This is a genomic window from Polaribacter aestuariivivens, from assembly GCF_005885675.1.
Lineage (GTDB): Bacteria > Bacteroidota > Bacteroidia > Flavobacteriales > Flavobacteriaceae > Polaribacter > Polaribacter aestuariivivens.
Window position 1 is genome coordinate 165,599 of the sequence record NZ_VANR01000001.1, and the last position, 13,382, is coordinate 178,980.

General features: G+C 30.3%; 13 protein-coding genes. 10 read left to right on the plus strand and 3 right to left on the minus strand.

Going from position 1 to position 13,382, the window contains the following annotated elements; all coding sequences use genetic code 11:
* The first annotated feature begins 73 nt into the window (after positions 1-73).
* From FDT66_RS00695 to FDT66_RS00705, 3 genes are all read left to right on the plus strand, one after another.
* Entirely contained in the window at positions 74-859 is a 786-nt protein-coding gene (locus tag FDT66_RS00695) for an SDR family NAD(P)-dependent oxidoreductase (RefSeq protein ID WP_138534229.1), read from the plus strand.
* Between the two features lie 85 nt (positions 860-944).
* Positions 945-2,126: a nuclear transport factor 2 family protein gene (locus FDT66_RS14100; protein ID WP_222927904.1), complete on the plus strand. Its 1,182-nt coding sequence runs from the start codon at positions 945-947 to the stop codon at positions 2,124-2,126.
* Positions 2,127-2,190: 64 nt separating this feature from the next.
* A complete protein-coding gene (locus FDT66_RS00705) occupies positions 2,191-2,421 on the plus strand; it encodes a hypothetical protein (RefSeq protein ID WP_138534230.1) in 231 nt (76 codons plus the stop codon).
* Here the strand turns inward: FDT66_RS00705 and FDT66_RS00710 are convergent.
* Both FDT66_RS00710 and FDT66_RS00715 read right to left on the minus strand, forming a co-directional pair.
* Complete coding sequence (locus FDT66_RS00710; RefSeq protein ID WP_138534231.1) at positions 2,405-3,439, minus strand: RluA family pseudouridine synthase; 1,035 nt, start codon at positions 3,437-3,439, stop codon at positions 2,405-2,407. The two genes, FDT66_RS00705 and FDT66_RS00710, sit on opposite strands and share 17 nt — an antisense overlap.
* Before the next feature lie 79 nt (positions 3,440-3,518).
* Positions 3,519-4,076: a PASTA domain-containing protein gene (locus FDT66_RS00715; protein WP_138534232.1), complete on the minus strand. Its 558-nt coding sequence runs from the start codon at positions 4,074-4,076 to the stop codon at positions 3,519-3,521.
* A gap of 91 nt (positions 4,077-4,167) precedes the next feature.
* Between FDT66_RS00715 and FDT66_RS00720 the strand changes: the two genes are divergently transcribed.
* From FDT66_RS00720 to FDT66_RS00750, 7 genes are all read left to right on the plus strand, one after another.
* The gene (locus tag FDT66_RS00720; RefSeq protein ID WP_138534233.1) at positions 4,168-5,151 is read left to right on the plus strand and encodes a D-alanine--D-alanine ligase; all 984 of its coding nucleotides are present in this window, start codon (positions 4,168-4,170) and stop codon (positions 5,149-5,151) included.
* Positions 5,152-5,212: 61 nt separating this feature from the next.
* On the plus strand, positions 5,213-5,668 hold the full coding sequence (gene coaD / locus FDT66_RS00725; RefSeq protein ID WP_138534234.1) for a pantetheine-phosphate adenylyltransferase: 456 nt from the start codon (positions 5,213-5,215) through the stop codon (positions 5,666-5,668).
* Positions 5,669-5,674: 6 nt separating this feature from the next.
* Positions 5,675-7,420 (plus strand): M14 family metallopeptidase, encoded by a 1,746-nt coding sequence (locus FDT66_RS00730; protein WP_138534235.1) that lies wholly within the window; start codon positions 5,675-5,677, stop codon positions 7,418-7,420.
* A gap of 2 nt (positions 7,421-7,422) precedes the next feature.
* The gene (locus FDT66_RS00735; protein WP_138534236.1) at positions 7,423-8,541 is read left to right on the plus strand and encodes a lactonase family protein; all 1,119 of its coding nucleotides are present in this window, start codon (positions 7,423-7,425) and stop codon (positions 8,539-8,541) included.
* 47 nt (positions 8,542-8,588) lie between these two features.
* Positions 8,589-9,053 (plus strand): (2Fe-2S)-binding protein, encoded by a 465-nt coding sequence (locus FDT66_RS00740; protein ID WP_138534237.1) that lies wholly within the window; start codon positions 8,589-8,591, stop codon positions 9,051-9,053.
* Entirely contained in the window at positions 9,050-11,266 is a 2,217-nt protein-coding gene (locus FDT66_RS00745; protein ID WP_138534238.1) for a xanthine dehydrogenase family protein molybdopterin-binding subunit, read from the plus strand. Before FDT66_RS00740 ends, FDT66_RS00745 begins: the two co-directional genes overlap by 4 nt.
* A gap of 59 nt (positions 11,267-11,325) precedes the next feature.
* Positions 11,326-12,090: an Eco47II family restriction endonuclease gene (locus FDT66_RS00750; RefSeq protein ID WP_138534239.1), complete on the plus strand. Its 765-nt coding sequence runs from the start codon at positions 11,326-11,328 to the stop codon at positions 12,088-12,090.
* Here the strand turns inward: FDT66_RS00750 and dcm are convergent.
* Positions 12,063-13,307 carry a DNA (cytosine-5-)-methyltransferase gene (dcm, locus tag FDT66_RS00755; RefSeq protein ID WP_138534240.1) on the minus strand — a complete coding sequence of 415 codons (1,245 nt, stop codon included), beginning with the start codon at positions 13,305-13,307 and terminating at the stop codon, positions 12,063-12,065. The two genes, FDT66_RS00750 and dcm, sit on opposite strands and share 28 nt — an antisense overlap.
* Between the last annotated feature and the right edge of the window lie 75 nt (positions 13,308-13,382).

A 13,382-nucleotide genomic window follows, 5' to 3' on the forward strand; every position in this document is an offset into this window, starting at 1 on the left:
TCGTTAAACCTTATTCGGTTTGAGTTAACCTTCACTTTAATCATAAGCTATCTTTGTAAAGAAGATATAAATTATGAAAAAAACAGCATTAATTACAGGAGCAAGTAGTGGTATTGGAAAAGAGTTTGCAAAAATTCACGCAAAAACAGGTGGAAACTTAGTGATTGTGGCTAGAAGTAAAGACAAACTTTTAGAATTGAAAGAATCACTAGAAAAAGAATATGACATTCACGTAAGTGTTATTGAAAAAGATTTAACTGAAAAAAATGCTGCACAAGAAATTTACAATTTTGTAAAATATAGTAAAATTGAAATCGACTATTTAATAAACAATGCTGGTTTTGGAGGTATTGGAAAATTTCATGAAAGAGAGCTAGAAAAAGATATAAATATGATTCAGTTAAACATTGTTGCGCTAACAGCTTTAACACATGTTTTTTTACCAGATTTCGTAAAAAGAAACAGTGGTAAAATATTAAATGTATCATCTACCGCAAGTTTAATGGCAGGTCCAATGCAAGCAGTTTATTTTGCAACAAAAGCGTATGTAACTTCATTTAGTAATGCAATTGCTGAAGAATTGGCAGATACAAACATCACTGTAACCACATTAATGCCAGGAGCTACAGAAACTGATTTTGGAAAAACTTCTGGAATGGATAAAACTTCTTTATTTAAAAACACTGCAGATGCAAATGCTGTTGCAACTGACGGTTACAATGCAATGCTAAATGGAGATTTAGATGTAATCTCAGGAGTAAGCTTTTCACAAAAAGTAATGATGAAAGCAATACCTTTTACACCAAAAAAAATATTACTAAAACAAGTTAAAAAAATGCAAGATCCTAGCAATAGCTAATTCTATAAAAAATATAACTCATAAACCTTTCTGTTTTTCAGAGAGGTTTTTTGTTTTTACTATCTTTGGTAAAAACAATTGTTTTATGAAAAATATCATATTTATAACACTTTTAATTTCATCAACAATTTTTGGTCAAGTTGATACAGAAGTTCATGTTTTTGACATCGAAAAAATTGAGAATGGATATAATTTAATAAATGGAAAAAACATTTCTAATAACAAGGGTTATGACAATCAACCTTCATTTTTTGATGATTACAGAGTCGTTTTCTCATCATTTAGAACTTTTAATGTAGATATTGCTTTGTATAATTTAAGAATGAATAATCCTGAATTGTACTACATTTCTGAAACGCAATATGGTGGAGAATATTCTCCACAGAGAATTCCATATTCTAGTGATGTTTCTGCTGTAAGACTAAATAAAAGTGGTTTACAACGTTTTTACAGGTATCATTTTAAAAGTAAAAAACATACTTTATTAATTGAAGATTTAAAAGTAGCCTACCCAACTTGGTATGACAGAAACACAGTAATAGCATCTGTAATTGTAAATGATTCTCTAGAACTTTTCATTTGTGACATACCAAACAAAAAAAATATTTCGGTTGCTAAAAATGTAGGACGCTCTGTTCATAAAATTCCAAATTCTGATTTGATAAGTTTTGTAAGTAAAGAAAACAAAGATTATTGGTTACTAAAATCATTAAACCCGAATACAAAAGAAATAAAAACAATTACTTCGTTAGGCAAATCTGAAGATGTAACTTGGTTTCCAGATGGAACTTTATTAATATCTAAAGGAAAATCTATATATAAATTCAATCCAACAACTGATAAAAAACCAAGTTTATTTTATGCCTTTTCTGATGAAAACATCAACAATATCACTAGAATGGCAGTAAATAAATCAGGTACAAAAATAGCCATTGTTGCAGAAGTTTCTCCAAGACATTTGGCTCAAGAACAATTAGATGCTTATAATAACAGAGATATTGATGCTTTTTTAAAACCATTTGCAGATAATGTAAAAGTTTATAATTTTCCGAATGAACTTAGTTATGAAGGTGTAACAAAAATGAGAGAACGTTATGAAAATTTCTTTAAAAACACAACAGATTTACATTGCGAATTGTTAAATAGAATTGTTTATGAAAACAAGGTAATAGACCACGAATTAGTAACCGTTAATGGACAAAAATTTAAAGCAGTTGCTATTTACACCATCCAAAATGGTAAAATTGCTTCTGTTACTTTCATGTAAATTTTAAAAAACTATAATAAACATTACGGATTTAAAAAAAGCCAAAAAAATTGCTGAAGATTTTTTGTTAGACTATTTTCCTGAAGCAAAATCTATAAAATTAGAAGAAATTGAACTTACAGAAGATAAAGAGTTTTGGTATGTTACCTTAAGTTATTACGAGACAAAAAATCCACCAGAAGAAAACTCCAATAACTTATCCAATTTTAAGAAAAAGTATTTGAAGTTTAAAATAGAAAACGAAACGTATATTGTATTTTATATGAAAACAAGAGAGTTTAAAACTCCTCTTTAGAATTCTCTGAGTACGTTCTCCATTTTTCTAAACAATCTACCATATCTTTAGGAACTTCAGAATCAAACTGCATGAACTTGCCTGTTTTTGGATGTGTAAACCCTAAAGTTTTTGCATGTAAAGCTTGTCTTGGTAATACTTTAAAACAATTATGTACAAATTGTCTGTACTTTGTAAACGTTGTACCTTTTAAAACAGCATCTCCTCCATAACGTTCGTCATTAAAAAGTGTGTGACCAATATGTTTAAAATGAGCTCTAATTTGATGTGTTCTTCCAGTTTCTAATTTACATCGTACTAAAGTAACGTAAGTAAGTCTTTCTAAAACCTTAAAATGAGTAACAGCATGTTTTCCAAAATCTCCATCAGGAAAAACTGCCATTTGCAAACGGTTTTTTAAACTTCTTCCTATGTTTCCTTCAATTGTACCTTCATCTTCTTCAATATTACCCCAAACCAAGGCATAGTAAAAACGCTCTGTAGTTCTATCAAAAAATTGCTTTGATAAATGTGCCATGGCAAACTCACTTTTTGCAACTACTAACAAACCACTAGTATCTTTATCTATTCTATGCACCAAACCTGGACGCTCATTAGAATTTGTAGGTAAATTTTCTATATGATGAATCAAACCATTTACTAGGGTTCCAGAGTAATTTCCATGACCAGGATGCACTACCATTCCTGCAGGTTTATTTACAACGATAACTGTATCATCTTCAAAAACAATATCTAATGGAATGTCTTCAGCAACCAACAAATTTTCTGCTGGCGGATATGATAAAACAACTCTAACAATATCTTTTGGTTTTACTTTATGATTTGATTTTACAGCAACATCATTCACCAACACATTTCCAGCTTTTGCTGCCTGTTGTATTTTATTTCTAGTTGCATTTTCAACAAAATTCATCAAAAACTTATCTACTCTCAGTGGCTCTTGTCCATCACTTGCTACAAATTTATAATGTTCGTATAAATCGTCGTTTTCTATGTCTTGATTTTGTTCTTCCTGCAAAATAATTTTCTTAAATGTTTATATCTTCAACTCCTCTCTTCACACTTACAACTTCAAACTCCTAACTCCTAACTCCAAGCTATCTCCCATTTCCATCACCCAAAACCAAATTTACAATAGAGTTTAGTGGTAGTTTATCACCAGGATTTATAATTTTTCCTTCAAAACGTAAACCTCTAACAACATCTTTACCAATATCACTAACATAAGTAAATTTAGTACCAACATTTAAACCAATGGCTTGTAATTGAGAACTTGCTTGCCTTTTCGTACGTCCGTTTAAATCTGGTATCGTAACATCTCTGTATTTAGATGGATTTAGCGTTAAATAAATTTTACGTTTTTCTTTTACGAAATCTCCAGCTTGAGGTGTTTGTTCAATCACAGATTTTTTTGGATACTCTGGATTGTAACTTGCACTATCAATTATTTTAAAGTCTAAATTTAATTCTTTTAATTTTCTATCTACTTCTTCTAATGACAATTTTTGCAAATCAGGAACTTGTATTTTCTGATTGTGATTTGTAGTTACACCCAACCAAAATTTTAGAGCAAAAACAAATACTAACAAACCAATAATAGCAATTGCTATTTGAACAAAAAAAGTTTTACTTTTTAAAAATTGAAGGAAACTCATAATTATTTTTTTAATCACACAAATATATAAAAACTAAACGTTGCTATTTCTATTTATATTTTGATAAATTTGTTTTATTATTTTTAAATAAATGAAAAAAAATATTGCCATTGTTATGGGTGGTTATTCATCCGAAAGTCACATTTCTATAAAAAGTGGAAATGTTGTTTACAATCATTTAAACAAAAACAAATACAACGCTTTTAGGGTTTTAATTCTAAAAGATAAATGGGTTGCTTTAAACGAAAATGATCAAGAATTTGCAATTGATAAAAACGATTTTTCTTTCATTTTAAATGATAAAAAAATAACTTTCGATTGTGTTTTTAATGCTATTCATGGTGCTCCAGGAGAAAATGGACAGTTAATAGCCTATTTAAAATTAATTAATTTAAAGCACACTTCTGCCCCATTTTATCAAATGGCATTAACGTTTAATAAAAGAGATACTTTAAGTGCTGTAAAAGCTTATGAAATTAAAACAGCAACATCAATATATTTAAATCAAGGAGATGAAATTCATCTTGATGAAATTATAAACAAAGTAGGTTTGCCATGTTTTATAAAACCAAATAATGCAGGTTCTAGTTACGGAATTTCCAAGGCGCATAAAAAAGAAGATATTTTACCAGCCATAAAACTGGCTTATAAAGAAGATTCAGAAATTTTAATTGAATCTTTTTTAAACGGAACAGAAGTTTCAGTTGGTGTAATTCAATACCAACAAGAAACCAAAGTTTTACCAATTACCGAAATAGTTTCTGAAAACGATTTTTTCGATTACGAAGCAAAATACGAAGGAAAATCACAAGAAATTACACCTGCAAGAATTAGTAAAACACAACGAGAAAAAGTAGAAAAAGTTGCTAAAAAAGTATATCAAATATTAGGAATGTCTGGTTTTTCTAGAGCTGAATATATTTTTGTAAATGACGAACCTTATTTTTTAGAAATTAACACAGTACCCGGATTAACAGAAAAAAGTATTTTACCTCAACAAGCACAAGCAGCAGGAATTTCTTTAGAGAAATTATTTGAAAATGCTATAGAATCTGCTTTAAAAAACGAATACTAAAAAATATTTACCAAAATAAAATACATTATTTTTTTTGGTAGTATCACTCAAAATAAAAACAATGAAAAGAGCAATTTTTCCAGGGTCATTTGATCCTATTACATTAGGTCATTTTGATATTATAGCAAGAGGAGTTACGCTTTTCGACGAATTAATTATTGCCATTGGTGTAAATGCCGATAAAAAATACATGTTCACTTTAGAAGAGCGTAAAAATTTTATTGAAGAATGTTTTAAAGACAATCCAAAAATTAAAGTAGTTACTTACGAAGGCTTAACTGTAGATTTTTGCCAGAAAAACAATGTAGATTTTATTTTAAGAGGACTTAGAAACCCTGCAGATTTTGAATTTGAAAAAGCAATTGCACATACAAATAGAGATTTAGCACCCATAGAAACCGTATTTCTATTAACAGCTGCAAGCACTTCTTATATTTCATCATCTATTGTTAGAGATGTCATTAGAAACAATGGAGATTACACAAAATTAGTTCCAAAACCTGTACGCGTAAAATAATAAATGATGAAAAAACTTTTACTTTTATCCATCCTTACACTTGCATTTTCATGTAATAATTCGTCAAAAAGCGAAATTGATTTTACAACACAATTCGAAAAATCTGAAGGAAAAGAAACACCAGAATATAAAGATGTAATTTCTTATTACGAAGATTTGGCAAACGAATATTCAGAAGTTTCTATGTTTTCATTCGGGCAAACAGATGCTGGAGAACCACTACATTTAGTAGTTTATAATGAAGGGAGTATTTATAACATTGAAGAAATTACAAATTCTAAGAAAAATAGAATTTTAATAAATAACGGAATTCATCCTGGAGAATCAGATGGTATTGATGCTTCAATGATGCTTTTACGTGACATTGTTCAAAATGATTCTTTGAAGAAAAAATATAAAAACACTTTAATAGCTGTAATTCCTGTGTATAATATTGGTGGTGCTTTGAATAGAAATTCACATACGAGAGCAAATCAAAATGGACCTCTAGCATATGGTTTTCGAGGAAATGCAAGAAATTATGATTTGAATAGAGATTTTATCAAACAAGACACGAAAAATGCAGCTGCTTTTGCTGAAATTTTTCATGCGGTAAATCCTGATATTTTTATAGATAATCACGTGAGTAATGGTGCAGATTACCAGTACGCAATTACACACTTGTTTACACAGCACAATAAATTGGGTGGTAATTTAGGTGCATTTTTAGAAAACGAAATGCGTCCTCAAATGGAGGCTTCTTTACAACAAAAAAACATAATAATTACGCCATATGTAAACGTTTGGGGCAATACACCAGAAGCTGGTTTTTCTCAATTTTTTGATTCTCCAAGATATTCAACTGGCTACACAACTTTGTTTAACACACTAGGTTTAATGGTAGAAACGCACATGCTAAAGCCTTATAAAATTAGGGTTGAGCAAACCTATGAATTGCTGTTTTCTGCACTAGATTTTGGTGAAAAAAATTCAGAAAAAATTAAAGATTTACGTGCTAAAGCTGTTGAAGAAGTTCTTTCTAAAAAAACATATCCAATTAGCTACAAAGTAGATCAAGAAAATCCAACTACTTTACAATTTAAAGGATATGAAGCCACTATGATTGAAAGTAAAGTAACCAATGGAAAACGGCTATTTTACGACACCAACAAACCGTTTACGAAAGAAACAAAATACTATAATAATTTTATTGCTGATAAAGAAATTACCATTCCTAAAGCATATATTTTACCTCAAGGTTGGCATGAAGTAATAGAAAGATTAGATATAAATAATATTGAATATACACAGTTTAAAAAAGATATTACAATTTCTGTAGAAGTGCATCATGTTGTAGATTATAAAACAAGAAACTCTGCTTACGAAGGTCATTATTTACATTACAATACAACTGTAGAAAAATCTACAAAAGAAATACATTTCAGAAAAGGAGATTTGTACATTCCAACCCAACAAAATGGTGTTCGTTATTTGTTAGAAACGCTGGAAGCCGAAGCTACAGATTCTTTTTTCAACTGGAACTTTTTCGATACTGTTTTACAAAAAAAAGAAGGTTATTCTGCCTATGTTTTTGAAGATATTGCAGAAAAAATATTAACTGACAATGCTGATATAAAAAATGCGTTTGACGAGAAAATGAAAAATGATGAAACGTTTGCAAAAAACCCAAGAATGCAATTAGATTTTGTGTATAAAAATTCACCTCATTACGAACCAGCACATTTAGTTTTACCTGTTTTTAAACAATATTAATCATGAAAAAAATTGTACTATTTCTTAGTTTAATAGTAGCTTTTGGATGCAAAAATGCTAAAAAGGAAACTGAAATAAAAAATGAGACAAAAAACATGACTTTTTACGTTGGAACCTACACTAAAAAAGACAGCAAAGGAATTTACAAATATGCAATTTCACCAGAAGGAAAATTATCTAAAATTGGGTTGATGGCTGAAGTTATAAACCCTTCTTTTTTAACAAAATCAAAAGATAATAAAACACTTTTTGCTGTTGGAGAAACCGATATTAATGGAACAGGTTTTATCAGTGCTTTTAAAATAGAAAAAGACACTTTACAACTCATAAATAAGGCTGAAACTGGTGGTGCAAATCCTTGTTTTGTTGCAATCAATAATGACAATTATATTGTTACTGCAAATTATTCTGGTGGTAATGTTGGTTTGTTAAAAGCAGATAATTCTGGAAAATTAGCGCCTTTATTATTTGTACAACAACATTCTGGAAAAGGAACAACAAAAAGACAAGAAAGTCCACATGCACATTCTGCATGGTTTCATCCAAATAAAGAAAAGATAATTTCAGTAGATTTAGGAACCAACGAACTATGGTTTTCAAAAATCGATACAAATAAAAATGAATTGGTTTTCACAAATCAGAAAACTTTAAAAATGGCAGATGGAGCTGGCCCAAGGCATTTAACCTTTCATCCAAACAACAAATGGATCTATGTTTTAAATGAATTGAATAACACAGTTTCATTAGTAAAAGAAAAAAATGATGTGTACTTTGTTGACAGCTCAATTACAACGCTACCAAATGATTTTACAGATTTTAGTAAAGCAGCAGATATTCATATTTCTGATGATGGTAAGTTTGTGTACGCTTCCAACCGCGGACACAATTCCATCGCAATTTTTAAAGTAAATTCAGAAAACGGAAATTTAGAAATTACAGGCTATGAAGACGTTTTAGGAGATCATCCAAGAAACTTTTCTCTATCTCCAGATAATGATTTTTTAATAGTTGCAAATCAAGATACCAACAACATCATATCTTTTAAAAGAAATACTACAACAGGAAAACTAACCTTTGTAGATGAAGTTTTTGCGCCAACACCAGTTTGCATTTTATTTTAGATTTTCTAAGTATGTTTCCGTAACTTGTAGTTTTAAAATTTCTACAAGTGGATGTAAATTTATCAATTAACGGAAAATCTTATGCGATACAAGCGCAAGAAGATATGCCTTTACTTTGGGCTATTAGAGATATTGTTGGTTTAACAGGAACAAAATTTGGCTGTGGCGTAAGTCAATGTGGTGCGTGTTCTGTTTTAATTGATGGAAATCTCACAAAATCTTGTGGAACTCCAGTTTCAGCTGCCATTGGAAAAGAAATTTTTACGATAGAAGGAACTTCCGAAAATTTAGAACTTTTAAGACAAACTTGGAATGATGGAAATGTTCCACAATGTGGTTATTGTCAATCTGGGCAACTAATTGCAGCGACTTTTTTATTAGATAAAAATGAAAATCCTTCAGATGAAGACATAGATAACGCCATGAGTTCGAATATTTGTAGATGTGGAACCTACTCGCGCATTAGAAAAGCAATTCACGAAGCAGTTGCACTTAAAAACGAAAAAATATGAGCAAAATTCAGCAAATAAACAGACGAGATTTTGTAAAAATATTTGGTTTAGCCTCAGGAGGAATCATTTTAGGGTGTAATGCTTCAACAGTTGAAAAAAAGTTCAAACCAACTATTCATAAAGATTTTTTTGAACCAAATTTATTCATTCATTTAGAAAAAAACGGAAACGTAACTTTAATTGCTTCGCGATCAGAAATGGGACAAGGAATTAGAACTTCTTTAGCTTCTGCAATTGCTGATGAAATGGAAGCAGACTGGAAATATATTTCAGTAAAACAAGCCATTGGACACGAAAAATATGGAAACCAAAATACGGATGGCTCTAGAAGTGTACGCACAAAATTAGAACCCATGCGTAAAATGGGTGCAACAGCAAAATTAATGTTGATTTCTGCTGCTGCAAAAAAATGGAATGTCGTAGAAAGTGCTTGTAAAGCTGAAAATCATTATATAATTAACACCAATAATAACGAGAAAATTTTCTTTGGCGATTTGGTGGAAGAAGCCTCAAAAATTGAAATACCTACTGAAGAAAACATACAACTTAAAAAAGTTGAAAATTTTAAATTCATTGGAAAAACCTTAAAAAGTGTCGATTTAAAAGATTTCACGCATGGAACAGCAACTTACGGAATTGACGTTCGCATTCCAAATATGAAATTTGCTGCAGTTGCAAGATGTCCTGTTACTTTTGGAAATGTAAAAAGTTTTAACAAAGCCAAAGCTGAAAAAGTTACGGGTGTAGAAAAAATAATTCAATTAGACAGATTGGTTCCTCCAACAGGAAAGTTCTTTGGAATGTTGGGTGGTGTTGCTGTAATTGCAAACAATACATGGTCCGCTTTTCAAGGAAAATTAGACTTAGACATCGAATGGAATTATGGTGAAAATAAAACATTTAATTCTGAAGAATTTACAAATACACTAAAAGAACGTGTAAAAAAAACAGGAAAATTAGTTCCTGGAAGTAGAGGAAATGTAAGTTCTGCTTTTAATGATTCAGAGCAAACTGTGGAAGCTACATATACAGTTCCTTTTTTGGTTCACGCTCCAATGGAAGTACCAAATGCGACTGCTTGGTTTCAAAAAGATACAATTGAAGTTTGGGCACCAGTACAAGATCCACAAACTACCAGAAGTGAACTTGCTCACTTTTTTAATATTCCTGTTGAAAATATTACTATCAATGTTACTTTTTTAGGTGGTGGATTTGGAAGAAAATCAAAATCTGATTTTGTTGTAGAAGCTGTTGCTTTGTCCAAAGAAATAAATGCGCCAGTGCAAGTAGTTTGGACACGCGAAGACGATATAAAACATAGTTTTTACCACGCAACAAGTGTGCAATATTTAAAAGGTGGATTAGATAAAAACGGAAACGTAACTGGTTGGTTGCAAAGAGTGGGCTTCCCTTCTATTGTCTCTTCTTTTAAACCATTATCTGATTATGCATCTGGTTTTGAATTAGGCCAAGGTTTTACCAACAATCCTTATCCTTTAGAAAATTTTCGATTAGAAAACGTAAAAGCCGAAGCAAATTTAAGAATTGGCTGGTTGCGTTCTGTAGTTCATATTCATAGTGGGTTTGGAATTAATTCTTTTGTAGATGAATTGGCTTTTGCAGCCAAAAAAGATCCAGTTCAGTTTCATTTAGATTTGTTAGGAAAAGATAGAATTATCAAAGGAAAATCCAATTATCCTTTTAATTCAAGACGTTTAAAAGATGTTTTAAACAACACTGCTAAAATGGCAAATTGGGGGAAAGAATTACCAAAAAACCACGGTTTAGGAGTTTCGATTCATTATAGTTTTTATAGTTATGTAGCAACTATTGTAGAAGTTTCTGTAAATGATGAAAAAGTAAAACTAGAAAATGTTTGGACCACCATAGATTGTGGATTGGCTTTAAATAAAGACAATATTAAAAACCAATTAGAAGGTGCAACCATTTTTGGAATGTCCATTGCTTTGTACGGAAAAATTTCTACAAATAATGGTGCAGTTGAACAAAATAATTTCTTCGATTACCAAATGACACGAATGAAAGATGCTCCAAAAATTCACATCGAAATTATGGACAAAATGCACGAACCACCTACTGGAGTTGGCGAACCTGGAGTTCCTTTAATGGCTCCAGCAATTTGTAATGCTATTTTTAATGCAACTAGAAAACGCGTTCGAAGTTTGCCTTTGGTAGATTTGGGGATGATTTAGATATCGTTACTTAAAATAAAAATTATTGATTAAATTCGTTGATTCTAAGAAAAGGAAAAATGGCAAACAATTATTTAAGTTATATTTCAGATGAACATCTTTTATCTTGTATAGGAAACCTTCATAATTCTTATTTAAAAGCGAAAGCCAACGTAAGCAAAAAGAAATTTTATAAAAATAAAATTGACACCATAAAACTTACATTTGATGCTAAATTCAATGATTTAGATGAAGAAACTTTAATTAAAACTGAAATAAATCGACAGATTGATAAATCTATTAATAACTCAATTGGAACTTTTCATGAGCAAATTTTAGGTGGTATTAATAATTTTGAAATCGGGAATTCAAGCGGTTTCGATATCAAAGCAAAAGACGATACACTTTTTGCTGATATAAAAAACAAACATAACACCATGAACAGTAGTTCTGCAGAAAGTTTGTTTCAAAAATTAGCATATTATGCAGACACTTATAAACAAGCGAAATGTTATTGGGTACAAATCTTAGCTAAAAATAGTTTTTGTGAAAAGTGGTTTGGAGAAATTAATGGAAAAGAATACAGCCACAGTCGAGTTTATAAAATTTCTGGCGATCAATTTTATAAATTACTTTCGGGCAAAGAAAATGCTTTATTTGAACTTTACGAAGTTTTGCCAAAGGCTATTTCAGACTATTTAAGTTTACAAGAAAATAAAGCTACTCAAGCAAATTCGGCTCTCGATGAAATTTCAGCAAGTTCTAATATCTCAAAACGAAGTATTTTAGATGAAATTACTTTTGAAAATTATCCTTATTATTTAGGTTTTGATAAATTAGAATAATATTCGTTTAAAAATTTAATAATAGAATATCCAATTTCTTCTCCTAAATTACAAGGAACAGCATTTCCTATTTGTTTGTATTGCTGTGAAACAGAACCTAAAAATTTCCACTCATCAGGAAAAGTTTGTATTCTTGCATATTCACGAACAGTAAATGGCCTTGTTTCTTCTGGATGACATCTTTCTGTTTGTTTTTGAGCAGGACTACAAGTTAAGGTTAAACTTGGTTCGTCCCAACCAATTCTTCTTGCGATTCCCGTTTTTCCACCACCCAAATAAAAGCTTTTTCCCATATATTCTTTTTGAATATCAATAGGTAAATTTCTCCAATATCCTTTCTGAGGGACTAAATCTAATACAGCTTTTTTATGTTCAGGATATTTAGAACCTTCAGATTTAGGAACATTAGAATCATACAATTCTCCTTTTTTGAGCGCATCAACTAAATTATAAATTTTATTATGTGGCTTTGGATATTTATATTTTAGATCGATATCTTTTCTAATACCAACCAAAATTACACGCTCTCTTTTTTGAGGAACTCTATAATTAATGGCTTTTAAGACCTGAACAGGAACAACATTGTATCCAATTTCATCTAAGATTGAAATCATTCCTTCAATCGTTTTCCCTTTTTCGTGGGATAATAAACCTTTTACGTTTTCCCCAATACAAATAAGTGGATTCACTTCTTTTACGACTCTAGCGAATTCGTAAAAAAGCGTTCCTCTTGCATCTTTAAAACCTAATTTTTTTCCTGCATAACTAAATGCCTGACAAGGAAAACCGCCAGTAACAATGTCTACTTTATTATTGTATTTAGTAAAATTAAATGAAGAAATATCTCCTTCTAAAACATTCCAGTTTGGTCGATTTTCTCTTAAAGTTTGGCAAGCCCATTTATCAACTTCATTTAAAGCAACACACTTAATACCGGATTTTTCTAAACCAACAGCCAAGCCTCCAGCCCCTGCAAATAATTCTAAAACTTTAAATTCTTTTATTGGCTTCACAGAATTATCTACTGTATCTTCGTAATCGATGGATAGTTGCTTTAACAAATCGTTTATTTGCTCTTTTTTGTAGATTCGATATTGACTAATAGGTTCTCTTACAGCTGTAAATTTCCCATCTCTGTCCCAACGTCTTAGAGTTTCTTTACTTTTTCCCAAAATTTGAGAAACTTCATTTAACGAATAATAATCTTTTGTAACCATATTATACAACCTTATACAATGGTTACAAATTTAATTAAAAAAAGAATATGAAAAATTATTTTTTTTAGTATAAAA